We start from the raw sequence: 24,723 nt of genomic DNA, 5'->3' as shown, positions 1-24,723 counted from the left end.
GCAGCATACTGTCGCCAATACGCTCTGAAGTCTTTTTAATGGTGGAGCTATGCGGGATCGAACCGCAGACCTCCTGCGTGCAAAGCAGGCGCTCTCCCAGCTGAGCTATAGCCCCAAATCAGTCATACCTCTGCCAACTCGCTTAGCCGACGAAAGGTTCGTTGCGAGTAGCGCATTGTGCAAACGCACATGAGCAACGCAGCAGCGAAGATTTCAAGGATAAGTAGAGTTGGTAGGCCTGAGTGGACTTGAACCACCGACCTCACCCTTATCAGGGGTGCGCTCTAACCACCTGAGCTACAAGCCTATTAAGGTATTTCTGCTCGTTATTTTCATCAGACAATCTGTTGTGGACACTGCACCTTCCAATATCTCACTTCAGTTTAAGGAGGTGATCCAACCGCAGGTTCCCCTACGGTTACCTTGTTACGACTTCACCCCAGTCATGAATCACAAAGTGGTAAGCGCCCCCCCTAAGGTTAAGCTACCTACTTCTTTTGCAACCCACTCCCATGGTGTGACGGGCGGTGTGTACAAGGCCCGGGAACGTATTCACCGTAGCATTCTGATCTACGATTACTAGCGATTCCGACTTCATGGAGTCGAGTTGCAGACTCCAATCCGGACTACGACGCACTTTATGAGGTCCGCTTACTCTCGCAAGTTCGCTTCTCTTTGTATGCGCCATTGTAGCACGTGTGTAGCCCTACTCGTAAGGGCCATGATGACTTGACGTCATCCCCACCTTCCTCCGGTTTATCACCGGCAGTCTCCTTTGAGTTCCCGACCGAATCGCTGGCAACAAAGGATAAGGGTTGCGCTCGTTGCGGGACTTAACCCAACATTTCACAACACGAGCTGACGACAGCCATGCAGCACCTGTCTCTCAGTTCCCGAAGGCACAAGACTGTCTCCAGTCTCTTCTGAGGATGTCAAGAGTAGGTAAGGTTCTTCGCGTTGCATCGAATTAAACCACATGCTCCACCGCTTGTGCGGGCCCCCGTCAATTCATTTGAGTTTTAACCTTGCGGCCGTACTCCCCAGGCGGTCGACTTAACGCGTTAGCTCCGGAAGCCACGGTTCAAGACCACAGCCTCCAAGTCGACATCGTTTACGGCGTGGACTACCAGGGTATCTAATCCTGTTTGCTCCCCACGCTTTCGCACCTGAGCGTCAGTCTTCGTCCAGGGGGCCGCCTTCGCCACCGGTATTCCTCCAGATCTCTACGCATTTCACCGCTACACCTGGAATTCTACCCCCCTCTACGAGACTCTAGCCTGTCAGTTTTGAATGCAGTTCCCAGGTTAAGCCCGGGGATTTCACATCCAACTTAACAGACCGCCTGCGTGCGCTTTACGCCCAGTCATTCCGATTAACGCTTGCACCCTCCGTATTACCGCGGCTGCTGGCACGGAGTTAGCCGGTGCTTCTTCTGCGGGTAACGTCAATCAACAAGATTATTAAGCTTGTTGCCTTCCTCCCCGCTGAAAGTGCTTTACAACCCGAAGGCCTTCTTCACACACGCGGCATGGCTGCATCAGGGTTTCCCCCATTGTGCAATATTCCCCACTGCTGCCTCCCGTAGGAGTCTGGACCGTGTCTCAGTTCCAGTGTGGCTGGTCATCCTCTCAGACCAGCTAGGGATCGTCGCCTAGGTGAGCCTTTACCCCACCTACCAGCTAATCCCATCTGGGCACATCCGATGGCGTGAGGCCATAAGGTCCCCCACTTTGCTCTTGCGAGGTTATGCGGTATTAGCTACCGTTTCCAGTAGTTATCCCCCTCCATCAGGCAGTTTCCCAGACATTACTCACCCGTCCGCCGCTCGTCACCCAAGGAGCAAGCTCCTCTGTGCTACCGCTCGACTTGCATGTGTTAGGCCTGCCGCCAGCGTTCAATCTGAGCCATGATCAAACTCTTCAATTTAAGATTTGTTTGATTCGCTACGTTAATAGCATGCTCAAAGAATTTATAACTGTTTATTCGTAATGAATTTACTGTCAGTCACTCTTCAAGACTTTGTATATCGTTTGCGGATATCGTCTTGTGAGTGCCCACACAGATTGTCTGATTAAATTGTTAAAGAGCAGTGCGCCGTGGCCTTAGCCGCTAGCGCGAGGTGGCGTATATTACGCTTTCCTCTTGCAGAGTCAACGCTTATTTTAAGCCTTTTCCTCTTGCTTATCGACCCGGTTTGCATTCGCAGCACCGTGTCGATGGAGGCGCATTATAGGGGGCAGATTCAGAAGCGCAAGCAAATATCTTGAACTTTCTTCCGGTTGCGCAACTTTCAGCCACCTGGCCGATTAAATGCGCGTTTTTATCCACTGAGGCAGATCCGTAAGGCTGTCGATGACGCCATCGGCCTGAGATTCGCCCAGCTCGGTGATCGGTTTTCCGCTACGAACCAGAACCTTTGTTCCCACCCCTGCGGCAATCGCCGCCTGCATATCTTCAGCCTTATCACCCACCATATAGGAGGCAGCCATATCGATATTCAGATGGCGCTGGGCGGAAACCAGCATTCCCGGTTGCGGTTTGCGGCAGTCGCAAACCTGGCGATACTCCTCATTCCCTTGTTCAGGATGATGCGGACAAAAGTAGATACCGTCCAAATCCACGCCGCGATCGGCCAAAGACCAATCCATCCATTCCGTCAGTTGCATAAACTGCTCTTCGGTAAACTTGCCGCGGGCAATACCCGATTGATTGGTCACCACCACTAATGCGAACCCCATACTTTTCAGTTCGCGCATGGCATCGATGACGCCCTCAATAAATTGGAATTGATCAATCTCATGTACGTAACCGTGATCGATATTGATTGTACCGTCACGATCGAGAAAAACTGCTGCAACACGCTGTGCCACTTACTTTGCTCCTGATGGCGTAAATTACCACTTAGTATCGCATGTTTTCATCGGCCGAGAGAATGCCAGGTAGCGACAATCCCGATTGACTTGGACGTCTAGCCGCCCTAACATCCGACTAACATTCTGATTAAACAGAATCTGATTTATCCAGCCATAGGCGCTTATAATAAAATATATGATTGAACTTTCTAATATTACCAAGATTTTCCAGCAAAACGGCCAAGCGATTACCGCACTTGCGGATGTCAGCCTTCATGTCCCGGCAGGGCAAATCTACGGCGTAATCGGCGCATCGGGCGCCGGCAAAAGTACCCTGATCCGCTGCGTCAATTTATTAGAACGACCAACCCAAGGCAGGGTACTGGTTGACGGACAGGATCTGACGCAGCTGGCGGAGAGTCAGCTAACGCAGGCGCGCCGCCAGATTGGCATGATTTTCCAGCATTTTAATCTGCTCGCCTCGCGCACCGTGTTTGGCAATATCGCTCTGCCGCTGGAGCTCGATAACACGCCCAAAGCGGAAATTACGCGCCGGGTAAATGAATTACTGGATTTGGTCGATTTGTCGGACAAGCATGACGCCTACCCCGCCAACCTTTCCGGCGGGCAAAAACAGCGGGTGGCGATCGCCCGCGCGCTGGCCAGTAATCCTAAAGTTTTATTATGCGATGAAGCGACCAGCGCTTTGGATCCGGCGACCACCCGCTCCATTCTGGCGCTGCTTAAAGATATCAACCGCCGTCTGAATCTGACCATCCTGCTGATCACCCACGAAATGGACGTGGTAAAACGAATTTGCGATCGGGTTGCGGTGATCAGCGGCGGACGCCTGATTGAAGAGGACACAGTGGGGCAATTGTTCTCCCATCCCAAAACGCCGCTGGCCCAGACATTTATCCAGTCCACGCTGCATCTGGATATCCCCGACGACTATCTTGCCCGCCTGACGCCAACCCAGCGGGAAGGCAGCGTGCCATTGCTGCGCATGGAGTTCAGCGGCCAGTCCGTCGATGCTCCGCTGCTGTCTGAAGTCGCCCGGCGTTTTAACGTTAATAACAATATTATCAGCGCGCAGATGGATTACGCCGGCGGGGTTAAATTCGGCATCATGCTGGCGGAAATGTACGGCCGGGAGGCGGAGACCACGGCGGCGATACAATTTCTGAAGGATCACCATGCAAATATCGAGGTGCTAGGTTATGTCTGAAGCCATGATGTGGTTAATGGCCCGCGGCGTGTGGGAAACCGTGGCGATGACATTGGTTTCCGGCTTTTTTGGTTTTGTTCTGGGGCTGCCGGTCGGCGTGCTGTTATACACCACCCGTCCGGGGCAAATTATCGCCAACCCGAAACTTTATCGCGGGCTGTCAGCCCTGGTGAATATTTTCCGCTCCATTCCCTTTATTATTTTACTGGTGTGGATGATCCCCTTTACCCGGGTTATCGTGGGAACATCCATCGGCCTGCAGGCGGCAATCGTCCCGCTCACCGTTGGCGCGGCGCCCTTTATCGCCCGCATGGTGGAAAACGCCCTGCTGGAAATTCCAACCGGCCTGATCGAAGCTTCACGCGCGATGGGCGCGACCCCGATGCAAATCATCAGAAAAATATTGTTGCCGGAAGCGCTGCCGGGCCTGATTAATGCCGCGACCATCACACTCATCACCCTGGTAGGCTATTCTGCAATGGGTGGAGCCGTTGGCGCCGGGGGACTGGGTCAAATTGGTTATCAGTATGGTTATATCGGCTATAACGCCACGGTGATGAATACGGTATTAATCTTACTGGTTATTCTGGTTTACCTAATCCAATTCTGTGGCGACCGAGTAGTAAAGGCCGTCACACATAAGTAAGCGTTACAACACGCATGGGCTTTTTAAAAGTCCCATGCCATAGCGACTTTTAATTAGAGGTAAGGATATGGCTATTAAATTGCGGTCCATCGCGACCATCGGCGCATTAATTGGAGCTCTGGCTGGATGTGGTCAGGAAGAGAAAGACCCGAATCATATTAAAGTGGGCGTTATCGTCGGCGCGGAACAACAGGTGGCTGAAGTTGCGCAAAAGGTCGCCAAAGATAAATACGGTCTGGACGTCGAATTGGTCACCTTTAACGATTATGTGCTGCCTAATGAAGCCCTGAGCAAAGGAGATATCGATCTGAATGCTTTCCAGCATAAGCCTTATCTGGATCAGCAAATTAAAGATCGCGGTTATAAGCTGGTCTCCGTGGGCAACAGTTTCGTTTACCCCATCGCCGGTTACTCCAAAAAAATAAAATCACTGGATGAATTGCAGAACGGCGATCAGGTCGCGCTGCCGAACGACCCGACCAACCTGGGCCGTTCTTTGCTGCTGTTGCAGAAAGTGGGGCTGATTAAACTGAAAGAAAATGTCGGCCTGCTGCCGACCGTTCTGGACGTGATCGAAAATCCGAAAAACCTCAAGCTGGTCGAGTTGGAAGCGCCGCAGCTGCCGCGCTCGCTGGATGACGCGCAGATTGCATTGGCTATTATCAACACCACATATGCCAGCCAGATTAATCTGACGCCAACCAAAGATGGTTTATTTGTCGAAGAGAAAGATTCTCCCTATGTGAATCTGCTGGTGGCGCGTGAAGACAATAAAGACGCTGAAAATGTGAAAAAATTCGTTCAGGCTTATCAGTCGGATGAAGTGAACGAGGCGGCCAACAACATCTTTAACGGCGGCGCGGTAAAAGGCTGGTAAGCCAGTTATTATTTCTTTATAACGTATATCGCTAAGACGGGCTGCGGCCCGTCTTGTTATTTGTGCAATAGCTTGCTTCAATATCCGCTCTTTAAATAAAAGCAGAGGAAATTTTATGCGTGCTCTACCTCTTATGCTGTTAGCCATGTCGCTAACAGGATGTTCCCTGTTGCAGAAGTCACCGGCACCCGCGCCTCAACCCGTCAGCGAACCAAAAGTAGAGCCGGTTGCCAAACCCAAGCCAGTGCCGCGTCCCGCTCTCGCTGTGTTGTATAAAAGTGCTGAAGAGTTGGTTGGTAAACCGTTTCGCGATTTGGGGGAAGTGTCCGGCTCATCTTGCCAGGTAAGCGCCCAGGATGCGCCGCCCAATATCGCCAATGCCCGCCGAAGAATGCAAAGTCGGGCCGCGGAGATAAAAGCCAATGCCGTTCTGCTGCATGAATGCCAGGTTATCAGCGGCGTGGCCGGCTGCTATCGTCAGACCGTCTGTCAGGGCACCGCATTGAGAGTGTCTTCTCAATGACCCCATTTGTTTTCAATCAGATCGGCATTATCCGCTCGCCCTATAAAGAAAAATTCGCTATTCCGCGGCAGCCGGGTCTGATTGAAGATGGCGGAGGCGAACTCCGGCTATTATCACCCTGCAACCAGGCGGAATGCGTACGCGGACTCGCTGACTTCAGCCATATCTGGATCCTGTTTGTTTTCCATCAAACCATGGAAGGAGGCTGGCGCCCTACCGTGCGGCCTCCCCGATTAGGCGGGAATGCCCGTATGGGCGTTTTTGCGACCCGTTCAACTTTTCGGCCGAACCCGGTAGGGATGTCGCTGGTTGAACTGAAAACCATCCGCACCGAGGGAGATTCCGTCACGCTGGAGCTGGGAAGCCTGGATCTGGTCGATGGAACGCCGGTGATCGATATCAAACCTTATCTGCCCTTTGCCGAAAGCCGGCCCCAGGCCCGGGCGGGTTTCGCCCAGTTGGCGCCGGAGGCCGAAATGGGGGTAACCTTCTCCCCGCTGGCGCAAAAGCAGATAGCCGGATATCAGAAGAAATACCCCAATTTGCAGCGCTTTATTACCCAGGTGCTGGCGCAGGACCCGCGTCCGGCTTATCGCCAGGGTGAAGATAGCCCGCGGGAATATGCCGTTTTGCTGCTGGAATTTAACGTTCGCTGGCGGGTATCCGCCCGGCAAACCGAAGTGTTATGCCTTGAAACAACGGATTAGGGGCGGTCAAAACCCTGAGGCGTTTTTTAATTCCGCCGACTCTCTTTTGACGAACGCCCCACACTGGTAAACTAAGCCACTTTTTTATGCTTTCGGCTGCGCCGCAGCCCGATGTCATTTTCGTTTCCAACGGAAGTTAAAACACCATGCGAACTAGTCAATATCTGCTCTCCACGCTGAAGGAGACGCCCGCCGATGCGGAAGTGATCAGCCATCAGTTGATGCTCCGCGCCGGAATGATCCGCAAACTGGCCTCCGGCCTTTATACCTGGTTGCCGACGGGCCTACGGGTTCTGAAAAAAGTTGAAGCCATCGTGCGTGAGGAAATGAACCACGCCGGCGCCATCGAAGTCTCCATGCCGGTGGTACAACCCGCCGATCTGTGGGTGGAGAGCGGTCGCTGGGAACAATACGGCCCGGAACTGCTGCGTTTTGTCGATCGCGGCGAACGTCCGTTCGTGCTTGGTCCCACGCATGAAGAAGTCATTACCGATCTGATTCGTAATGAAATCAGCTCGTATAAACAGCTGCCGTTAAATTTCTTCCAGATTCAAACCAAATTCCGTGATGAAGTCCGTCCTCGGTTTGGCGTGATGCGTTCCCGCGAATTTCTGATGAAAGACGCCTATTCTTTTCATACCTCGCAGGAATCATTGCAGGTCACCTACGATGCGATGTACGCCGCCTACAGTAAAATCTTCAGCCGTATGGATCTCGATTTCAGAGCGGTTCAGGCGGATACCGGCTCTATCGGCGGCAACGCTTCTCACGAATTCCAGGTGCTGGCGGCCAGCGGCGAAGACGATATTGTTTTCTCCACCGGCTCCGACTATGCCGCGAATATTGAACTGGCGGAAGCCACCGCGCCCAAGCTGGGACGCGCCGAAGCAACGGAAGAACTGCGTCTGGTGGATACGCCGAACGCCAAAACCATCGCCGCACTGGTTGAGCAATTCAAGCTCCCCATCGAGAAAACCGTGAAAACGCTGCTGGTGAAGGCGGCGGAGGAAAGCGGCCATAAGCTGGTTGCCTTGCTGGTACGCGGCGATCATGAGCTGAATGAAGTTAAAGCGGAAAAACTTGCCCTGGTCGCCAGTCCGCTGACGTTCGCCACTGAAGAAGAGATAAAAGCCATTGTGGGCGCCGGCCCCGGCTCATTGGGGCCGGTCAATTTACCGGTTCCCGTCGTGGTCGATCGCACCGTTGCGGCGATGAGCGATTTCGGCGCCGGCGCCAACGTCGACGGCCAACACTATTTCGGCATCAACTGGCAGCGCGATGTCACGTTGCCGCTGGTGGCGGATATTCGTAACGTGGTGGAAGGCGATATCAGCCCGGACGGCAAAGGCACGCTGCAAATTAAACGCGGTATTGAAGTCGGCCACATTTTCCAGTTGGGCAGCAAATACTCCGAAGCGCTGAAAGCGACGGTGCAGGGAGAAGACGGGCGCAACCAGATCCTGCTGATGGGCTGCTATGGCATCGGCGTCACCCGGGTGGTGGCCGCCGCCATCGAGCAAAATCATGACGATCGCGGGATTATCTGGCCGGATGCCATCGCGCCTTTCCACGTGGCCATTTTGCCGATGAATATGCACAAATCTTTCCGCGTGAAGGAAGTCGCTGAAGATATCTATCAGCAATTACGGGCCAAAGGGATCGAAGTGCTGCTGGACGACCGCAAAGAGCGCCCGGGCGTGATGTTCGCCGATATGGAGCTGATTGGCGTACCGCACACTATCGTCATCGGCGATCGCAATCTGGACAATGAAGAGATTGAATATAAAAATCGCCGCGGCGGTGAAAAGCAGATGATTAAAACCAGCGAAATCATTGATTTCCTGCTGGCAAACGTCGTTCGCTAATCTTATAAAAAAATGGTGGGTTTCCCCACCATTTCTCTTCCGTCAAGACCTGCCAACCGCCGGCATTACTCACGGAACAACTCTTCAATATTCAACCCTTGCACCTGCAGGATTTCCCGCAAACGACGCAAGCCTTCCACCTGAATCTGCCGTACGCGCTCACGCGTTAAGCCGATTTCCCGGCCGACGTCTTCCAATGTGGCGGCTTCGTATCCCAGCAGGCCAAAACGCCGGGCCAGTACTTCACGCTGCTTGGCGTTCAGTTCAAACAGCCACTTAACGATATTCTGCTTCATATCGTTATCCTGGGTGGTGTTTTCCGGGCCGTTGTCTTTTTCATCCGCCAGAATGTCCAACAGCGCTTTTTCCGAATCGCCGCCCAGCGGGGTATCAACGGAGGTAATGCGCTCATTCAGACGCAGCATGCGATTGACGTCATCTACCGGCCTATCGAGCTGTTCGGCGATTTCTTCCGCACTCGGCTCATGATCCAGTTTATGAGAGAGTTCGCGTGCCGTACGCAGGTAAACATTCAGTTCTTTAACGATATGGATGGGCAGGCGGATAGTTCGGGTCTGGTTCATGATTGCCCGTTCTATCGTTTGCCGGATCCACCAGGTGGCGTAAGTTGAAAAGCGGAATCCCTTTTCCGGATCAAATTTTTCAACCGCGCGGATCAGACCAAGATTGCCTTCTTCAATCAGGTCCAGCAATGCCAGACCCCGATTGTTGTAACGGCGGGCAATCTTCACCACCAGCCGCAGGTTGCTCTCAATCATCCGGCGGCGTGATGGAATATCGCCGCGTAACGCGCGCCGGGCAAAATAAACCTCTTCTTCCGCGGTTAAAAGAGGTGAATAGCCAATCTCTCCCAAATAGAGTTGAGTTGCATCTAAAACACGCTGTGGAACGCCCTGTGATAACAGCTCTTCTTCAGCTATCTCACTGGTTTCTTCCTCCGTCAGCGCTTTGTCGTCAAAAACATCAAGTCCATTCTCTTCGAAATCAGCATCTTCATGTAACTCGTTAACTTTCAGCGTGCTTTGGCTCATAAGTGGCTCCTACCCGTGATCCCATGGCAGAATACCGCAATATTCCGCCCGATTTATCGCTGCGGAAGAAAACGCAGCGGGTTTACGGATTTCCCCTTGTAACGAATTTCAAAATGCAAACGAACCGAACTGGTACCGGTGCTACCCATGGTAGCGATTTTCTGCCCCGCCGTGACCTCTTGTTGCTCCCGGACCAGCATATTTTCGTTATGGGCGTAGGCACTCAGGTAGTCATCATTATGTTTGATGATTATCAGATTACCGTAACCTCGCAGAGCGTTGCCGGCATATACTACGCGCCCGCTGGCGGTAGCTATGATGGATTGCCCACGTGAGCCGGCGATATCAATCCCTTTATTTCCCCCTTCGGATGCGGAGAAACTATCAATGACTTTCCCTTCGGTGGGCCAACGCCAACTGCCGACAGCGGCCGTATTGCCGCTGGCAACAGCCGCTGGTGCGGTAACAGGAGCCGTCGCTGGCGCCCCTGTTGTAGGTAACATCTTACCTACATTCTGTTTACCCGAGTTATCAGAATACGCGTTCGTTGACTGAGAATCAACCGGCGTAGTTTGTATTTGGCTACTGGAAGGCGGAATAGGCACGCCGCTCGTCGTCGCATCCCTTGCCGCCAGCGCGCCGCCGCTGTTGTTTATGCTGCCCGGCACGGTGTTGCCCAGATTCAACGTCTGGCCGACATTCAGGCTATAAGGTTGCGGAATATTATTGCGCTGGGCAAGATCCCGGTAGTCGTTGCCGGTAATCCAGGCGATATAAAACAGGGTATCTCCCCGTTTAACGGTATAGGTATTACCGCCGCTATAGCTGCCCTTGGGAATGTTGTCATAGCTGCGATTATAAACGATACGGCCGTCGCGAGTGGCCACCGCCGACTGACCCGAACTCGTTATCTGTGGGGAAGCAGACAGTACGCCGCCTCTGCTACCGCCCGCATTTCCGCCGACGCTGCTGATCGGCGCAGATTTGGAATCATTGTTGGAACATCCGGCCAACCCTAAGATAACAGCCGTACAAGCAGCGATCTGACGCAAATTAATCATTCGGCATCCCATGCGCCTTACTCCCCCATAACTATAAAATTCAGTAATCAGTTCAGACATTTGTGCCTCACATCCCTTGCAGCATAGCTGAGATCGGGCATGTTGTTCGTCAGTCGGAACGAGAAAGGCGCCTTTTCTTTATCAATTGGCGCATAAGTAAAACCGGAGAGACAAAAACCGTCACCTAATGCTAGCAATATCAGCAAGTTCGTACCAGAAAACAGTTGTATTGAAATCTTGGCTTCCCGACAACAAAACCAGCGTACGGCAACCGTATCAGGCTAATTCGCCTTTGACTAGCGGAACAAACCGAACTGCTTCAACCGTTTGGATAATAAACTCACCCGCATGGCGTTGAACCACCTGCAACGTTTGCGACCGCTCGCCAACAGGTAAAACCATCACGCCGCCTTCATCCAACTGATCCAGCAACGCCCGGGGAATTTCCGGCGGCGCGGCGGTGACGATAATGGCGTCAAAAGGCCCGCGCGACGCCCATCCCTGCCAGCCGTCGCCATGACGGGTGGAAACATTATGCAAATCGAGCTGTTTAAGACGACGTTTGGCCTGCCACTGGAGTCCTTTAATGCGCTCGACGGAACAGACGTGCTTGACCAGATGCGCCAGGATCGCCGTTTGATAACCCGACCCGGTGCCAATTTCCAATACGCGGGAAACCGGCGTCAAACCCAATAACTCCGTCATTTTCGCCACCATATAGGGTTGCGAAATCGTCTGACCGGAGCCTATAGGCAGCGCCGTATTTTCATAAGCTTTATGCTCAAAAGCTTCGTCGACAAAGCGTTCCCTGGGCACGGCTTCCATCGCCCGTAGCAGGCGCTCATCCTGTATTCCCTGCTGGCGCAGCTGCGCCAGCAACGTTTGCATGCGTTTGTTCACCATTCCCCGCTAACCTCAGCCTTGGTTAACCTTGTCGTCAATGCGCCCTTTTTCCCCGCATGGGATCAAAACTGTCGCCGCCGTCATCGTTGTCACAACCATTCGTTCAAGGAAAATAAACCGCGCCATGTCAGTCGATGCTATTCATCTCTTGCTGCAGGTTCATTATTTCACGAACCACGCTGGTGGCGAAACTTCCCGCCGGTAACCAGAATTTCAGCTCGACCGTTACCTCATCCTGCCAGGCCCAACGCATCTGCCGCGGATACAGCAATACCGCCCGACGGGCCGGATCGACCCGCTCACGCTGCAATAAAGACAGCAGCGTCTCCTGCCCGACAAGGCTTTGCTGCTCGAACAGCAGCGCGTCATCCTGCGTGCCTAATGCGCCATCGCCCGGCAGCGGCGCGGTCACCTGCAGCTCTCCCGCATCAAGGCGCGCCTGCAACGCCGCCAGCTCATCCGGCCTGGCGACGAACCAGCTGCCGCGGCCGGTCAATTGTAAAGCGTCGCCGCACAACAGGGTTTTCGCCCGCTGCTGCGCCAGCCGGATACTGGCGACCTGATTAAACAGGGCGCTGCGGCTGGCGGAAAGATAAAAGCCGCGTTTAGCGCGCTCTTTAACCCGAATATCATTGTTTGCCCAGAGACGGGCCTGTTCAAGGTTATTCCCGTTCTTGCCAAAGCGCTGGCTGCCGAAATAGTTAGGCACCCCGTCCTGGGCAATCCGCAGTAATCGGGCATCCACCGCCGCCCGATCGCTTATCTGGCGTAATATCAGCGTAAAATCATTGCCCTGCAGCGCGCCAATCCGTAATTTACGGCGATGACGCGCAAATTCAAGCACCTCACAGCCTTCCAGCGTAAAACGGCTAAAATCAGGGGTTTCTTTACCGGGAATATGCAGGCAAAACCATTGCTCCGTCACGGCATGGCGGTCTTTCAGACCGGCGTAGCTCACCGCGCGCGCGGGGATGCGGGCAAATTTCGCCAGCGCTTCGGCGACGAATTGCGTATTGCAGCCGCGCTTGCGCACACGCGTCAGGATATGTTCGCCTTCGCCGTCCGGCTGAAAACCCAAATCCTCAATAACCGTGAAATCTTCCGCCGTGGACTTCAGCGCGCCCGACGCCTGCGGTTTGCCATGCAGCCAGGTAAGCTGTTCGCCGTTTGTCATGTCTACCATGCGACGATTTCACCCGCTTCGCTTTTCACCAATAACGCCACCGCTTCGCAGGCGATGCCTTCACCACGGCCGGTAAATCCAAGCCGTTCGGTGGTGGTGGCTTTGACGTTCACATTATCCATATGGCTTTGCAAATCTTCCGCCAGATTGACCCGCATTTGCGCAATATGCGGGGCCATTTTAGGCGCCTGAGCAATAATGGTGACGTCCAGATTACCCAGCCGGTAACCTTTTTCGCCGATCCGCCCCCAGGCTTCACGCAGCAGGCCGCGGCTGTCGGCGTCTTTAAACGCCGCGTCGGTATCGGGAAACAGCTTGCCGATATCGCCCAGCGCGGCAGCTCCCAGCAGGGCGTCCGTCACCGCATGCAGCACGACATCGCCGTCGGAGTGCGCCAGCAGCCCCTGAGCATAAGGAATACGTACGCCACCGATCACCAGCGGACCTTCTCCACCAAATTTATGAACATCAAAACCGTGGCCGATACGCATCGCGCACTCTCCTTATATATTTATTCAATAGAATTATTATGGTGCAAGTTGGTTAAATAAAACGCGGCCAATGCCAAATCTTCCGGGCGGGTTACTTTGATGTTATCCGCTCGCCCGCTGACGATTTGCGGATGATAACCGCAATATTCCAGGGCAGAGGCTTCGTCGGTTACCGTTGCACCCTCGTGCAGAGCCTGTTGCAAACAGCGTTTCAGTAACGCTAATGGAAACAGCTGCGGCGTCAGGGCATGCCACAGTTCGCTGCGGTCTACGGTGTGTTCTATCACCGTTCCCGCACGGCGCTTCATGGTATCACGAACCGGCGCCGCCAGAATTCCACCGACGTCGCTGTGCGCCGTAATACTCAGCAACCGCTCAAGATCGTCCAGATGCAGACAGGGCCGGGCGGCGTCATGCACCAGCACCCAGTCGGCATCGGCGATCGTCCGCAGCCCCGCCAGTACCGAATCGGCGCGCTGCTTGCCGCCGTTCACCACGCTGACGCGCGGATCGGCGGCTATGGGCAAGGAATAAAAAAGGGTATCCTCAGGGCTGATGGCGACGATCGCCCGGACAACGCGCGGATGAGACAATAATGCCTCGATGGCATGCTCAAGAATGGTTTTATTACCGATGGTCAAATACTGTTTGGGGCAATCGCTTTGCATCCTGCTGCCGTTACCGGCAGCGGGTAAGACAGCAACAACCTCTGGCTGAGAAGCAATCTGTTTTAGCATTGGTTAGCGTGGCGTATTGTCAGGTAAAGATGACGGGGTCGTGGCAGTGCGGCGCCCGGATTCCGGCACCAGGCGATAGAAGCTTTCACCGGGCTTAATCATGCCCAGTTCATTGCGCGCGCGCTCTTCAATCGCTTCCTGACCGCCGTTCAGGTCATCGATTTCGGCAAAAAGTTGTTCGTTACGGGCTTTCAGCTTGGCATTGTTCCCCTGCTGGACAACAACGTCCGCGTTAACCCGCACGTGGTCATGGACACCATTCTTCCCCAGCCACAGCGAATACTGCAGCCAGCCAAGTAATATTAATAATAACAGCGTAAGTTTTCCCATCCCGCCCCCTGAAAAGCCGCCTAATCATCCCATAACTTTCGCTTTGACTCCACACTGTCTGTCTGTGGATGGCGAGAATCCTTCCGCGATGCTGGCAACAGGGGGGAATTCGAGGCCGGTTTGATCACCAGCCGGTAAGAAAAGAGAAAATCAGCCAGTACAGGGAAATGACCGACAGCCCTGTCGTCGCCAGGGTAGACCAGAGATTATCGCCCAGCATAAAACCGCATCCCATCCCCATCAGGACCGACAGCGGCATCAGCGCCAGAAAAAACGGCCAAGTATAGAGCATAAAGAAAAACGTGGCGTTGGGGCCGTAAACAATAAAGGGAATAGCGAACGCCAGCCAATAAAAAGAAAAACCGGCAACGGTTCCGATAAAGGGATGCGGGATGTCGTCGTCCCGCACCGCTCTGGTCTTGCCGATCGTCAGTTGAGTGGCATTTTGCATAATTTCACCCCTTATTTATCCTCCCGCCCAAAGACGAGGAAGAAAACATCAGAGGTTGATAATAGCCCGCCGACTGAGCAGATCTAATAGTTGGCCGGTCAAATTTGTTACCAATTGTTCGCCGTCCAGATGAATATCCGGCGCGTCCGGCGCTTCATAAACCGCGTCGATTCCGGTGAAATTACGCAGTTCTCCCGCCCGCGCCTTCTTGTATAGCCCTTTCGGATCGCGAGCCTCGCAGGTCGCCAGGGGCGTATCGACGAAAACTTCGATAAACTGCCCCTCGGCCAGCAGGTCCTGCACCATTTTACGCTCCGCGCGATGGGGCGAGATAAAGGCCGTCAGCACCACCAGGCCGGCGTCCACCATCAGTTTGGCGACTTCGCCGACGCGGCGGATATTCTCCCGCCGATCGTCATCGCTAAAGCCCAAATCGCGGCACAGGCCGTGACGGACGTTATCGCCGTCCAGCAAATAGGTGCTGACGCCATGTTGATGCAGCGCCTGCTCCAGCGCGCCGGCCAGCGTCGATTTACCCGAGCCGGAAAGCCCGGTAAACCAGATCACCACGCCCCGGTGGCCGTGCAGGCGCTCGCGCTCCTGACGCGACACAACGTGCGGATGCCAGACGACGTTCTCATCGGCGGGCGACGGTGAAGACGGCGGGCGTCGGGACATTATTTCCCTCCCAGCAGGTCACGGGCGCCCCAATGCGGGAAGTGGCGGCGCACCAGCGCATTCAGCTCCAGCTCAAAGGCGCTGTAAGCCCCAGGTTCCTGGTAGGTCTGTTCAATGACCTCGCGCACCAGCCCGGCGCCAACGGTGACGTTGCTCAGGCGATCGATCAGGATCATGCCGCCGGTAACGTGATTCTGCTGATAGTTGTCCAGCACCAGAGGTTCGTCAAACGTCAGTTCAACCAGCCCGATGCCGTTCAGCGGCAGATTTTCCGCCACCCGCTGCGTCAGGGTATTGATTTCAACCTGATACTGGATATTCTCGACCCGGGCGCGGGCTTTCTTGCCGCCGACCTTGATGTCGTAACTCTGCCCCGGCACCAGCGGCTGTTCCGCCATCCAGACGATATCCACCAGCGCATTCTGCACCGCCTTCAGGGTTTCGCCGCCATCAACCAGTAGATCGCCGCGGCTGACGTCGATTTCATCCGCCAGCACCAGGGTGATGGCTTCGCCGGCCTGCGCCTGCTGCAGGTCGCCGTCAAAGGTGACGATGCGGCTGACGGTCGATTCCACCCCGGAAGGCAGCACTTTAACCCGTTGCCCCACCTGTATCGTGCCGGACGCCAGGGTGCCGGCGTAGCCGCGGAAGTCGAGATTCGGGCGGTTCACGTACTGCACCGGGAAACGCATCGGCAGTTTGAGGCTGCGCTGCGCCACGTTGACCGTTTCCAGCACGTCCAGCAGCGTCGGGCCGCTGTACCAGCTCATCGCGGCGCTCGGCGTGGCGACGTTATCCCCGTCCAGCGCGGAGATCGGCACAAAGGTGATGTTCAGATCGGTGGGCAACTGCTGGGCGAAATCCAGATAGTCCTGTTTGAACTGTTCAAATACCGCCTGCTGGTAATTCACCAGATCCATTTTGTTTACCGCGACCACCAGATCGCGGATCCCCAGCAGGGTGGCGATAAAGCTGTGCCGCCGGGTCTGATCGAGCACGCCCTTGCGCGCATCGATTAGCAGGATCGCCAGTTCGCAGGTGGAGGCGCCCGTCGCCATATTGCGGGTGTACTGCTCATGCCCCGGCGTATCGGCAATAATAAATTTGCGTTTTTCCGTCGAGAAATAGCGGTAGGCGACATCAATGGTAATGCCCTGCTCGCGCTCCGCCTGCAGGCCGTCCACCAGCAACGCCAGATCCAGCTTTTCCCCCTGCGTGCCCAGGCGCTTACTATCGCTGTGCAGCGTGGTGAGCTGATCTTCGTAAATCTGCCGGGTATCGTGCAGTAAACGGCCGATCAGGGTACTTTTACCGTCGTCGACGCTGCCGCAGGTCAGAAAACGCAGCAGGGTTTTGTCCTGCTGAGCGTGCAGATAGGCTTCGACGCCTCCCTGCTCAGCAATTTGTTTCGCAATTACACTATTTATTACAACCGTATCTTTTGCCACAACCTGGTTCATTCGACGACTCCTCAGAAATACCCTTGACGCTTTTTCAACTCCATTGAACCGGACTGATCGCGGTCAATCATCCGTCCCTGGCGCTCGCTGGTGGTGGAAATCAGCATCTCTTCGATAATTTCCGGCAGCGTTTGCGCGTTGGATTCCACCGCGCCGGTCAGCGGCCAGCAGCCCAGGGTGCGGAAACGCACCATGCGCTGTTCGATCACTTCGCCCGGTTGCAGGTCGATACGGTCGTCATCCACCATCAGCAGCATGCCGTCACGTTCCAGAACCGGCCGCTCGGCGGCCAGATAGAGCGGAACAATATCGATATTTTCCAGATAGATGTACTGCCAGATATCCAGCTCGGTCCAGTTGGACAGCGGGAATACGCGAATGCTTTCGCCCTTGTTGATCTGGCCGTTGTAGTTATGCCACAGCTCCGGGCGCTGACTTTTGGGATCCCAGCGGTGAAAACGGTCGCGGAACGAATAAATACGCTCTTTGGCGCGGGATTTTTCCTCATCGCGCCGCGCGCCGCCGAAAGCGGCGTCAAAGCCGTATTTATCCAGCGCCTGCTTTAATCCCTCGGTTTTCATGATATCGGTATGCTTGGCGCTGCCGTGGATAAACGGGTTGATGCCGAGCGCCTCGCCCTGCGGGTTGCGGTGCACCAGCAGCTCGCAGCCGTACGCTTTCGCCGTGCGGTCGCGAAATTCATACATTTCGCGGAATTTCCAACCGGTATCCACATGCAGCAGCGGGAACGGCAGCGATCCGGGAAAGAATGCCTTACGCGCCAGATGCAGCATGACCGAAGAGTCTTTACCGATCGAATACATCATCACCGGGTTGGCGAACTCCGCCGCCACCTCGCGGATGATATGAATGCTCTCGGCCTCTAACTGCCGTAAATGAGTAAGTCGTTTCTCGTCCATAACCATTCCTTAAGCCAAATTCACTACCGCCGGCCGACTCTCCGGCCGCGCCGTCAGTTGACCAAACCAGGCGATCTGATGGTGCAGATTCACCACTTCGCCAATCACCAACAGGGCCGGGGTCGGCGCCTGCCGGGCCAATTGTTCCAACTGCCGCAACGTGCCCGTCAGCACTTGCTGATCGTGCCGCGTTCCCCGACCGATCACCGCCACCGGCGTCTCGGCGGCGCGGCCGTGGGCGATCAATTGCCGGGCGATTTCGGCCGCCTTCACCGTGCCCATATAAATCGCCAGCGTCTGACGCCCGCGCGCCAGCGTCGACCAGTCCAGCGCGTCGCCGTCCGGCCGGCAATGCCCGGTGATAAACACCACGCTCTGGGCGTAATCCCGGTGCGTCAGCGGGATGCCGGCATAGGCGGTGGCGCCGGCCGCCGCGGTCACCCCCGGCACCACCTGGAAGGAGATGCCCGCCTGCGCCACCTGTTGCAGCTCTTCGCCGCCGCGCCCGAAAATAAACGGGTCGCCGCCTTTCAGCCGCACCACCCGCTTGCCCTGTCGCGCCAGTGAGATCAATAACCGGTTAATCTCCTCCTGGGTCACCGAGTGGGCGCCGGCGCGCTTGCCCACGCAAATGCGTTCGGCATCGCGGCGCACCAGTTCCAGAATGTCCGCGCTGACCAGTTGGTCGTAAAGCACCACATCCGCCTGCTGAATAACCTGCAAGCCGCGCAGCGTCAATAACCCGGCATCGCCGGGACCGGCGCCCACCAGCGCCACCTCCCCCCGCTCCTCCGCCGGCTGGCGTTGCGCATGCCGCTGTTGTTCCAACTGCTTTTGCAGTTCCTCTTCCGCCTGCGACAGCTGCCCCGCCGCCACCAGGCTGGAGAAGCGCCCGGAGAACAGACGCTCCCAGAAACGCCGGCGATCGCCGATGGTATGCAGGCGTTGTTTGATCCGCTCGCGCCAGCCGCCGGCGAGCTGCGCCATGGTTCCCAGACTGGCCGGCAGCAGCGCCTCCAGCTTTTCACGCAGCAGGCGCGCCAGCACCGGCGCCTGCCCACCGGAAGAGATCGCCACCATCAGCGGCGAACGATCGACAATCGATGGGAAAATAAAAGAACACTTCGGCTGGTCGTCCACCACGTTCACCAATAGATGGCGCTGGTTGGCGGCGTCGGATACGGCAGCGTTAAGCTCTGCGTCATCGGTGGCGGCGATAACCAGAAACACGCCGGACAGCAACTCCGGCGTAAAACGCTGCGCCAGCCATTGAATACGCCCCGCCTGATGCCGTTCGGCCAGGTTCGCCGACAACGACTGCGCCACCACCTTTACCTCGGCGCCGGCGCGTTGCAGCAGATCGATTTTACGCGCGGCCACGTCGCCGCCGCCTACCACCAGCACCGGACGTTGCCGAAGGTCAGCGAACAAAGGGAGATAGTTCACAATTGCCTTAACAAATATAAAAAATAGATAAAGCGACTATACGGTGCCGATAGAACACTTATGAAATGCCGAATTGGAATGACAAGTTCCGTAATGGAATAACCCGGGAAAAGCCGGCATAGATTGCGGGCAGTAGCCTGTTGGCCAGCGATACCCGGGCCTACCGTAACGAGGGGCGCTCCGGCGGCTTACGCCGCTACGCCCCCTCGCTACGCTCTCCCTAATATCGAACTTTATCACACGCTGAACCGGGCAAATGCCCGGCTCCGCCATTCACTCTTCGTGCAGCCCGCATTCGCGCTTCAGGCCGAAAAAGCGGGTTTCCTCTTCGCTCATGCCGGGTTCCCATTTACGGGTGGTATGGGTGTCGCCCACGGATAAATACCCCTGATCCCACAACGGATGATAGCTCAACCCGTTTTGTTTCAGGTACTGATACACCTGGCGGTTATCCCAGTCGATAATCGGCAGCAGCTTGAACACCCCGCGCTGCAGCGCCAAAACCGGCAGATGGCCGCGACTGGCGGACTGTTCGCGCCGCAGGCCGGCAAACCAGGTTTGCGCCCCAAGCTCGCTTAACGCCCGGTTCATCGGTTCCACCTTGTTCAGTTGATTGTAGCGCTCGATGCCCTCCACCCCCTGCTCCCACAGTTTACCGAAGCGCGCCTCCTGCCAGGCGGGCGACAGCGCCGCGCGGTATACCTGAAGGTTGAGCTGCAACTGCTCGGACAAGGCATCGATAAACTGATAGGTTTCCGGGAAAAGATAGCCGGTATCGGTCAGGATCACCGGGATATCGGGCCGCTGCCGCGTCACCAGATGCAGGGACACCGCGGCCTGAATGCCAAAGCTGGAGGAGAGCACGTACTCCCCCGGCAGATTTTCCAGCGCCCAGCTTACCCGCTCCTGCGCGGACAGTGTCTCCAGCCGATGGTTAACCGCCGCCAGCGCCTCCGCCTGCTCCGCTTTGGGTAACGCATTAAGCGTTTCGAGATTAAGCTCAGCCATCAGGATCTCCTGTCAGTCATAGAAGTCACGCGCCGGATCCAGCACCGGTTTAATGATATTGGCACGGATGGTGAAATCGCCAAAGCCTTCATTCTCATTGCGCTCTTTCGCCCAGCGCCCGACAAGCCGATCTATTTCGCCGAGGATTTCCGCCTCGTTGATGTTCTCGCGGTACATGCGCGGGATCCTCGTCCCCTCGCGGTTGCCGCCCAGATGCAGGTTATAGCGTCCGATGGCTTTCCCTACCAGGCCGATCTCCGCCAGCAACGCCCGGCCGCAGCCGTTGGGGCACCCGGTCACGCGCAGGATGATATGTTCGTCCCCCACGCCATGCTGCTGCATGATATTTTCAACCTTGGTCACAAACTCCGGCAGGAAACGTTCCGCTTCCGCCATCGCCAGCGGACAGGTGGGATAGGAGACGCAGGCCATGGAGTTTTTACGCTGTTCCGTCACCGCGTCGTCTATCAGACCGTGCTGGCGCGCCAGCGCTTCAATCTTCGCCTTGCTGCGCGTCGGCACCCCGGCGACGATCAGATTCTGGTTCGCCGTCAGACGGAAATCGCCTTTATGGATTTTAGCAATTTCCGCCAGCCCGGTTTTTAACGGGCGGCCGGGATAGTCAAGAATACGGCCGTTTTCGATAAACAGCGTCAGATGCCATTTGTTATCGATGCCTTTCACCCAGCCGATGCGATCGCCGCGGCCGGTAAATTCATACGGACGAATGGCTTCAAACTTCACGCCGGCGCGCCTTTCCACTTCCTGTTTGAAGGTCTCCACGCCCACGCGCTCCAGCGTGTACTTGGTTTTGGCGTTTTTGCGGTTGGTGCGATTCCCCCAGTCGCGCTGGGTGGTGACCACCGCTTCGGCGATTTCCAGCGTATGTTCAACCGGAATATAGCCCAGTTCGCTGGCGGTGCGCGCATAGGTCGCCTTATCGCCGTGGGCGATCGACAGCCCGCCGCCCACCAGCACGTTGAACCCCACCAGCCGGCCGTTATCGGCAATGGCGATAAAGTTGAGATCGTTGGCGTGCAGATCCACATCGTTTTGCGGCGGGATCACCACGGTGGTCTTGAACTTGCGCGGCAGATAGGTCGCCCCCAGAATCGGCTCCTCGTCCGTGGTCTCAACCTTCTCCTGATCCAGCCAGATCTCGGCATAGGCGCGAGTGCGCGGCAGGAGATGTTCAGAAATTTTCTTCGCCCACGCATACGCCTGCTGATGCAGTTCGGACTCCACCGGGTTCGAGGTACACATCACGTTGCGGTTAACGTCGTTGGCCGTCGCCAGCGAGTCCAGCCCCACGCTGTTCAGCAGCTTGTGCGCCGGTTTCACATTCGGTTTTAGAATGCCGTGAAACTGGAACGTCTGGCGGTTGGTCAGCCGGATACTGCCGTACAGCGTGTTGTCGGCGGCGAATTTATCAATCCCCAGCCACTGTGCGGGCGTAATGACCCCGCCCGGCAAACGGCAGCGCAGCATCATGGCATGGCGCGGCTCCAGTTTCTGCACGGCGCGTTCGGCGCGGATGTCGCGGTCATCCTGCTGATACATGCCGTGAAAACGGATCAGCAAAAAGTTATCGCCGTTGAAACCGCCGGTCAGGCCGTCCTGTAAATCATCGGCGATGGTGCCGCGCAGAAAATTGCTTTCCTTCTTAAGACGTTCGGCATCAGCGAGTTTCCCTTCCACCACTAACGGGCCGGGATGTTTTTCACTTGTAGACAATTTTTCACTCATTAGTACACATCTCGCTGATAACGGCGCTCAAGGCGCAAATCACTCAAAAATTCGTCGGCCTGCTCGGTATCCATGCCACCGTGCTCGGCCACCACGTCCAGCAACGCCTGCTCGACGTCTTTCGCCATGCGATTGGCATCGCCGCAGACATAAATATGGGCGCCATCCTGCAGCCAGCGCCAGACTTCCGCGCCTTTTTCCCGCAGTTTGTCCTGTACGTAAATCTTGTGCGCCTGATCGCGCGACCAGGCCAGATCGATATGGGTCAGCAGCCCCTCTTTCACATAACGCTGCCATTCAACCTGATAGAGGAAATCTTCGGTAAAGTGCGGATTGCCGAAAAACAGCCAGTTCTTGCCGCCGGCGCCATCGGCCTCGCGCTGTTGCATAAAGGCGCGGAACGGGGCGATGCCGGTGCCGGGTCCAATCATGATCACCGGTGCATCCGGGTTGGCGGGCAGGCGGAAATTATCGTTATGTTCGATAAATACCCGAACGGCGTCGTCTTCCTGCAGCCGATCGGCCAGATAGCCGGACGCGCCGCCGGTGCGGGGACGGCCGTCGACGTCATAGCGCACCACGCCCACCGTTATATGCACTTCGCTTTCCATTTCCGCCTGCGAAGAGGCGATGGAATACAGGCGCGGCGTCAGCGGACGCAATAGGCCGACCAACTGCTCGGCGCTCAGTTCCGCCGGCGCCTGGCGCACCATATCCACCAGCGGCGTACGCTGGGCGTACCGCTGTAGCGCGGGCTTATCGCTCGCCAGCGCCAGCAGCGTTTCATCGCGCGCCAGGGCGGCATATTTTTCCACAATCGGCGCCGTATTCTGCGTCAGTTCAAAATAGCTGAGCAGCGCCTGCGTCAACGGCAGCGTTTTACCGTCGACGCTTACCGGCTCATCCCCTTTCAACCATAGTAGCTCAAGCAGTTCCTGTACCAGCGCCGGGTCGTTTTCAAACCAGACGCCCAGCGCGTCTCCCGGTTGGTAGCGCAGGCCGGAATCGCCCAGATCGATTTCAATATGGCGCACGTCTTTTTCCGAATTGCGGCCGGTGATTTTCTGATTAACCGCCAACAGCGCCTGTAGCGGCGCTTCCTTGCTGTAAGGGCTGCTGGTGATTTCATCCAGCGCGCCGCCGGCGCTGGCCTGGGCCACCGCCTCGCCCTGCGCGGGCGCCCGCGCCTGAAGCACATCCACCATCTGGCGGCGCCATTGCTCCGCCTGCGCCTGATAATCCACATCGGCATCAACGCGATCCAGCAGCCGCTCCGCGCCCAGCTCGGCCAGACGGCCGTCGAAGTCCTTGCCGGCCTTGCTGAAGAATTCGTAGGAGGTATCGCCCAGCCCGAACACCGCGAAGGCGGTCTCTTTCAGCTGCGGCGCTTTTTTGGATAACAGGAACTTATGCAACGCCACGGCTTCCTCCGGCGGCTCCCCTTCCCCCTGGGTCGAGGTCACAATCAGCAGCAGTTTTTCCTGGGCGATTTGCTTGAATTTGTAGTCGCCGGCGTTCACCAGATTCACCGCCAGCTTGGCGCTCAGCAGATCATCGCGCAGCTGTTCGGCCACCCGCCGGGCATTGCCGGTCTGCGAGGCGGAAATCAGGGTGATGCTTGGAACGGGAACCGAGATCGTCGACGATGCCCCCGCACTCGCGGCGGTCGGCGCCGCGCCGGGCAGTTGTTGTCCCGTCGGCTGCTGTAGCAGGCCCCAAAAATAACCTGACAGCCAGGCCAGCTGCGTGGGTGAAAAATCACCGGTCGCCGCCTGTAGACGCGTTAATTGCTCCGCACTCAACGGGAGCAACGGAGTCGGAGAAACCGGAGTTGTCATTATGATCTCTATTTCCTTGTGCTTATGACCGGGGTAATACAATTCATGCGATAAAAGTGAATGGAATCTAAGGGTAACCACCCGCATCTTAACAATTAAAGAAATGATGGACATATAAAATAACCAAAATGACTAAATGGTTTTTCTGATAATCCTTATTGCCTAAAGTGTTATAGGCCGTGTGTTACCGCGCCGCCCGGCACAGCCGGACGATAAGCCTGCGCGCGGAAATGCCGGCGGCGCTTTCCCGAACCGTGGAGATAGGTGCTTCACAGGGCAATTTCCGGTAGTATGCGACGGTTTTTGAGTCGTAATTTGAAAAGCTATTTTTGAGAAACCGGGATCATCGCCATGGCTACCACGCTATTTAAAGATTTTCAGTTCGAAGCCGCTCACCGCCTGCCCCACGTTCCGGCCGGGCATAAATGCGGACGCCTGCACGGACACTCCTTTATGGTTCGGCTGGAAATTACCGGCGAAGTGGATGCGTATACCGGCTGGGTGATGGATTTCGCCGAATTAAAAGCCGCGTTTAAACCTACGTGGGAAAGGCTGGATCATCACTACCTGAATGATATTCCCGGTCTGGAGAATCCCACCAGCGAAGTGCTGGCCCAGTGGATCTGGCAACAGGTAAAACCCGTATTGCCTGAACTGAGCGCAGTGATGGTAAAAGAAACCTGCACCGCGGGCTGTGTGTATAAGGGCGAGTAAGCGGGCA

At 56.0% G+C, this 24,723-nt stretch carries 23 protein-coding genes, 2 tRNA genes and 1 rRNA gene; 7 read left to right on the top strand and 19 right to left on the bottom strand.

Going from position 1 to position 24,723, the window contains the following annotated elements; all coding sequences use genetic code 11:
* Positions 1 to 39 precede the first annotated feature (39 nt).
* The 4 genes from EH206_RS04505 to gmhB form a co-directional block, all read right to left on the bottom strand.
* A tRNA-Ala gene (locus EH206_RS04505) sits at positions 40 to 115 on the bottom strand.
* A gap of 115 nt (positions 116 to 230) precedes the next feature.
* Positions 231 to 307: transfer RNA gene (locus EH206_RS04500), tRNA-Ile, on the bottom strand.
* A 77-nt stretch (positions 308 to 384) separates the two neighbouring features.
* Positions 385 to 1,926 (bottom strand): 16S ribosomal RNA (locus EH206_RS04495).
* A gap of 380 nt (positions 1,927 to 2,306) precedes the next feature.
* A complete protein-coding gene (gene gmhB / locus EH206_RS04490; RefSeq protein WP_009111634.1) occupies positions 2,307 to 2,870 on the bottom strand; it encodes a D-glycero-beta-D-manno-heptose 1,7-bisphosphate 7-phosphatase in 564 nt (187 codons plus the stop codon).
* Between the two features lie 178 nt (positions 2,871 to 3,048).
* Between gmhB and metN the strand changes: the two genes are divergently transcribed.
* The 6 genes from metN to proS all read left to right on the top strand — a co-directional run bounded on the left by metN (position 3,049) and on the right by proS (position 8,698).
* Positions 3,049 to 4,080, top strand: coding sequence for a methionine ABC transporter ATP-binding protein MetN (gene metN / locus EH206_RS04485; protein ID WP_009111633.1), 1,032 nt, complete (start codon positions 3,049 to 3,051; stop codon positions 4,078 to 4,080).
* Entirely contained in the window at positions 4,073 to 4,726 is a 654-nt protein-coding gene (locus tag EH206_RS04480; protein WP_009111632.1) for a methionine ABC transporter permease MetI, read from the top strand. The genes metN and EH206_RS04480 overlap by 8 nt, the downstream gene beginning before the upstream one ends.
* Before the next feature lie 67 nt (positions 4,727 to 4,793).
* The gene (locus EH206_RS04475; RefSeq protein WP_009111631.1) at positions 4,794 to 5,603 is read left to right on the top strand and encodes a MetQ/NlpA family lipoprotein; all 810 of its coding nucleotides are present in this window, start codon (positions 4,794 to 4,796) and stop codon (positions 5,601 to 5,603) included.
* 115 nt (positions 5,604 to 5,718) lie between these two features.
* Positions 5,719 to 6,126, top strand: a complete 408-nt coding sequence (gene rcsF / locus EH206_RS04470; RefSeq protein WP_009111630.1) for an Rcs stress response system protein RcsF — start codon at positions 5,719 to 5,721, stop codon at positions 6,124 to 6,126.
* Entirely contained in the window at positions 6,123 to 6,833 is a 711-nt protein-coding gene (gene tsaA, locus EH206_RS04465) for a tRNA (N6-threonylcarbamoyladenosine(37)-N6)-methyltransferase TrmO (RefSeq protein ID WP_009111629.1), read from the top strand. Before rcsF ends, tsaA begins: the two co-directional genes overlap by 4 nt.
* A 146-nt stretch (positions 6,834 to 6,979) precedes the next feature.
* Positions 6,980 to 8,698 (top strand): proline--tRNA ligase, encoded by a 1,719-nt coding sequence (proS, locus tag EH206_RS04460; RefSeq protein ID WP_009111628.1) that lies wholly within the window; start codon positions 6,980 to 6,982, stop codon positions 8,696 to 8,698.
* A gap of 65 nt (positions 8,699 to 8,763) precedes the next feature.
* On the opposite strand, the gene rpoS is transcribed toward proS, so the two are convergent.
* The 15 genes from rpoS to cysJ form a co-directional block, all read right to left on the bottom strand.
* Positions 8,764 to 9,750: an RNA polymerase sigma factor RpoS gene (gene rpoS, locus EH206_RS04455; protein ID WP_009111627.1), complete on the bottom strand. Its 987-nt coding sequence runs from the start codon at positions 9,748 to 9,750 to the stop codon at positions 8,764 to 8,766.
* 53 nt (positions 9,751 to 9,803) lie between these two features.
* Positions 9,804 to 10,811, bottom strand: a complete 1,008-nt coding sequence (gene nlpD, locus EH206_RS04450) for a murein hydrolase activator NlpD (protein ID WP_040342888.1) — start codon at positions 10,809 to 10,811, stop codon at positions 9,804 to 9,806.
* 276 nt (positions 10,812 to 11,087) lie between these two features.
* Complete coding sequence (locus EH206_RS04445) at positions 11,088 to 11,714, bottom strand: protein-L-isoaspartate(D-aspartate) O-methyltransferase (RefSeq protein ID WP_009111625.1); 627 nt, start codon at positions 11,712 to 11,714, stop codon at positions 11,088 to 11,090.
* Positions 11,715 to 11,841: 127 nt separating this feature from the next.
* Positions 11,842 to 12,888, bottom strand: a complete 1,047-nt coding sequence (gene truD / locus EH206_RS04440) for a tRNA pseudouridine(13) synthase TruD (RefSeq protein WP_009111624.1) — start codon at positions 12,886 to 12,888, stop codon at positions 11,842 to 11,844.
* Between the two features lie 2 nt (positions 12,889 to 12,890).
* Positions 12,891 to 13,388: a 2-C-methyl-D-erythritol 2,4-cyclodiphosphate synthase gene (gene ispF, locus EH206_RS04435; protein ID WP_009111623.1), complete on the bottom strand. Its 498-nt coding sequence runs from the start codon at positions 13,386 to 13,388 to the stop codon at positions 12,891 to 12,893.
* A 20-nt stretch (positions 13,389 to 13,408) separates the two neighbouring features.
* Positions 13,409 to 14,125 carry a 2-C-methyl-D-erythritol 4-phosphate cytidylyltransferase gene (ispD, locus tag EH206_RS04430; protein ID WP_009111622.1) on the bottom strand — a complete coding sequence of 239 codons (717 nt, stop codon included), beginning with the start codon at positions 14,123 to 14,125 and terminating at the stop codon, positions 13,409 to 13,411.
* 3 nt (positions 14,126 to 14,128) lie between these two features.
* Positions 14,129 to 14,455 carry a cell division protein FtsB gene (gene ftsB / locus EH206_RS04425; protein ID WP_009111621.1) on the bottom strand — a complete coding sequence of 109 codons (327 nt, stop codon included), beginning with the start codon at positions 14,453 to 14,455 and terminating at the stop codon, positions 14,129 to 14,131.
* A gap of 124 nt (positions 14,456 to 14,579) precedes the next feature.
* Positions 14,580 to 14,906 carry a DUF3561 family protein gene (locus EH206_RS04420; RefSeq protein ID WP_009111620.1) on the bottom strand — a complete coding sequence of 109 codons (327 nt, stop codon included), beginning with the start codon at positions 14,904 to 14,906 and terminating at the stop codon, positions 14,580 to 14,582.
* A 48-nt stretch (positions 14,907 to 14,954) separates the two neighbouring features.
* Entirely contained in the window at positions 14,955 to 15,584 is a 630-nt protein-coding gene (gene cysC, locus EH206_RS04415; protein ID WP_009111619.1) for an adenylyl-sulfate kinase, read from the bottom strand.
* Positions 15,584 to 17,044, bottom strand: coding sequence for a sulfate adenylyltransferase subunit CysN (gene cysN / locus EH206_RS04410; RefSeq protein ID WP_009111618.1), 1,461 nt, complete (start codon positions 17,042 to 17,044; stop codon positions 15,584 to 15,586). The genes cysC and cysN overlap by 1 nt, the downstream gene beginning before the upstream one ends.
* 11 nt (positions 17,045 to 17,055) lie before the next feature.
* On the bottom strand, positions 17,056 to 17,964 hold the full coding sequence (gene cysD / locus EH206_RS04405) for a sulfate adenylyltransferase subunit CysD (protein WP_009111617.1): 909 nt from the start codon (positions 17,962 to 17,964) through the stop codon (positions 17,056 to 17,058).
* A 9-nt stretch (positions 17,965 to 17,973) separates the two neighbouring features.
* Complete coding sequence (gene cysG / locus EH206_RS04400) at positions 17,974 to 19,410, bottom strand: siroheme synthase CysG (RefSeq protein WP_009111616.1); 1,437 nt, start codon at positions 19,408 to 19,410, stop codon at positions 17,974 to 17,976.
* 273 nt (positions 19,411 to 19,683) lie between these two features.
* A complete protein-coding gene (locus tag EH206_RS04395; protein ID WP_009111615.1) occupies positions 19,684 to 20,418 on the bottom strand; it encodes a phosphoadenylyl-sulfate reductase in 735 nt (244 codons plus the stop codon).
* 12 nt (positions 20,419 to 20,430) lie between these two features.
* Positions 20,431 to 22,164, bottom strand: a complete 1,734-nt coding sequence (gene cysI / locus EH206_RS04390) for an assimilatory sulfite reductase (NADPH) hemoprotein subunit (protein WP_009111614.1) — start codon at positions 22,162 to 22,164, stop codon at positions 20,431 to 20,433.
* Complete coding sequence (cysJ, locus tag EH206_RS04385; protein WP_040342887.1) at positions 22,164 to 24,002, bottom strand: NADPH-dependent assimilatory sulfite reductase flavoprotein subunit; 1,839 nt, start codon at positions 24,000 to 24,002, stop codon at positions 22,164 to 22,166. The genes cysI and cysJ overlap by 1 nt, the downstream gene beginning before the upstream one ends.
* 351 nt (positions 24,003 to 24,353) lie before the next feature.
* Here cysJ and queD point away from each other — a divergent pair, with 351 nt between their 5' ends.
* Positions 24,354 to 24,716, top strand: coding sequence for a 6-carboxytetrahydropterin synthase QueD (queD, locus tag EH206_RS04380; protein ID WP_009111612.1), 363 nt, complete (start codon positions 24,354 to 24,356; stop codon positions 24,714 to 24,716).
* Positions 24,717 to 24,723 lie beyond the last annotated feature (7 nt).

It is taken from the genome of Brenneria nigrifluens DSM 30175 = ATCC 13028 (genome assembly GCF_005484965.1).
Taxonomy (GTDB): domain Bacteria; phylum Pseudomonadota; class Gammaproteobacteria; order Enterobacterales; family Enterobacteriaceae; genus Brenneria; species Brenneria nigrifluens.
The sequence above is the reverse complement of the archived record's forward strand: the minus strand, read 5'-3'. Positions and strand labels throughout refer to the sequence as shown.

What these genes read in the sequence shown, in the direction of transcription:
- tsaA (WP_009111629.1), top strand. Translation starts at nt 6,123, where the DNA reads ATGACCCCATTTGTTTTCAATCAGATCGGCATTATCCGCTCGCCCTAT.
- EH206_RS04395 (WP_009111615.1), bottom strand. Translation starts at nt 20,418, where the DNA reads ATGGCTGAGCTTAATCTCGAAACGCTTAATGCGTTACCCAAAGCGGAG.
- proS (WP_009111628.1), top strand. Translation starts at nt 6,980, where the DNA reads ATGCGAACTAGTCAATATCTGCTCTCCACGCTGAAGGAGACGCCCGCC.
- EH206_RS04445 (WP_009111625.1), bottom strand. Translation starts at nt 11,714, where the DNA reads ATGGTGAACAAACGCATGCAAACGTTGCTGGCGCAGCTGCGCCAGCAG.
- EH206_RS04420 (WP_009111620.1), bottom strand. Translation starts at nt 14,906, where the DNA reads ATGCAAAATGCCACTCAACTGACGATCGGCAAGACCAGAGCGGTGCGG.
- ispF (WP_009111623.1), bottom strand. Translation starts at nt 13,388, where the DNA reads ATGCGTATCGGCCACGGTTTTGATGTTCATAAATTTGGTGGAGAAGGT.
- truD (WP_009111624.1), bottom strand. Translation starts at nt 12,888, where the DNA reads ATGACAAACGGCGAACAGCTTACCTGGCTGCATGGCAAACCGCAGGCG.
- EH206_RS04475 (WP_009111631.1), top strand. Translation starts at nt 4,794, where the DNA reads ATGGCTATTAAATTGCGGTCCATCGCGACCATCGGCGCATTAATTGGA.
- ftsB (WP_009111621.1), bottom strand. Translation starts at nt 14,455, where the DNA reads ATGGGAAAACTTACGCTGTTATTATTAATATTACTTGGCTGGCTGCAG.
- nlpD (WP_040342888.1), bottom strand. Translation starts at nt 10,811, where the DNA reads ATGATTAATTTGCGTCAGATCGCTGCTTGTACGGCTGTTATCTTAGGG.
- EH206_RS04480 (WP_009111632.1), top strand. Translation starts at nt 4,073, where the DNA reads ATGTCTGAAGCCATGATGTGGTTAATGGCCCGCGGCGTGTGGGAAACC.
- cysI (WP_009111614.1), bottom strand. Translation starts at nt 22,164, where the DNA reads ATGAGTGAAAAATTGTCTACAAGTGAAAAACATCCCGGCCCGTTAGTG.
- rcsF (WP_009111630.1), top strand. Translation starts at nt 5,719, where the DNA reads ATGCGTGCTCTACCTCTTATGCTGTTAGCCATGTCGCTAACAGGATGT.
- queD (WP_009111612.1), top strand. Translation starts at nt 24,354, where the DNA reads ATGGCTACCACGCTATTTAAAGATTTTCAGTTCGAAGCCGCTCACCGC.
- cysJ (WP_040342887.1), bottom strand. Translation starts at nt 24,002, where the DNA reads ATGACAACTCCGGTTTCTCCGACTCCGTTGCTCCCGTTGAGTGCGGAG.
- ispD (WP_009111622.1), bottom strand. Translation starts at nt 14,125, where the DNA reads ATGCTAAAACAGATTGCTTCTCAGCCAGAGGTTGTTGCTGTCTTACCC.
- rpoS (WP_009111627.1), bottom strand. Translation starts at nt 9,750, where the DNA reads ATGAGCCAAAGCACGCTGAAAGTTAACGAGTTACATGAAGATGCTGAT.
- metN (WP_009111633.1), top strand. Translation starts at nt 3,049, where the DNA reads ATGATTGAACTTTCTAATATTACCAAGATTTTCCAGCAAAACGGCCAA.
- cysN (WP_009111618.1), bottom strand. Translation starts at nt 17,044, where the DNA reads ATGAACCAGGTTGTGGCAAAAGATACGGTTGTAATAAATAGTGTAATT.
- cysD (WP_009111617.1), bottom strand. Translation starts at nt 17,964, where the DNA reads ATGGACGAGAAACGACTTACTCATTTACGGCAGTTAGAGGCCGAGAGC.
- cysC (WP_009111619.1), bottom strand. Translation starts at nt 15,584, where the DNA reads ATGTCCCGACGCCCGCCGTCTTCACCGTCGCCCGCCGATGAGAACGTC.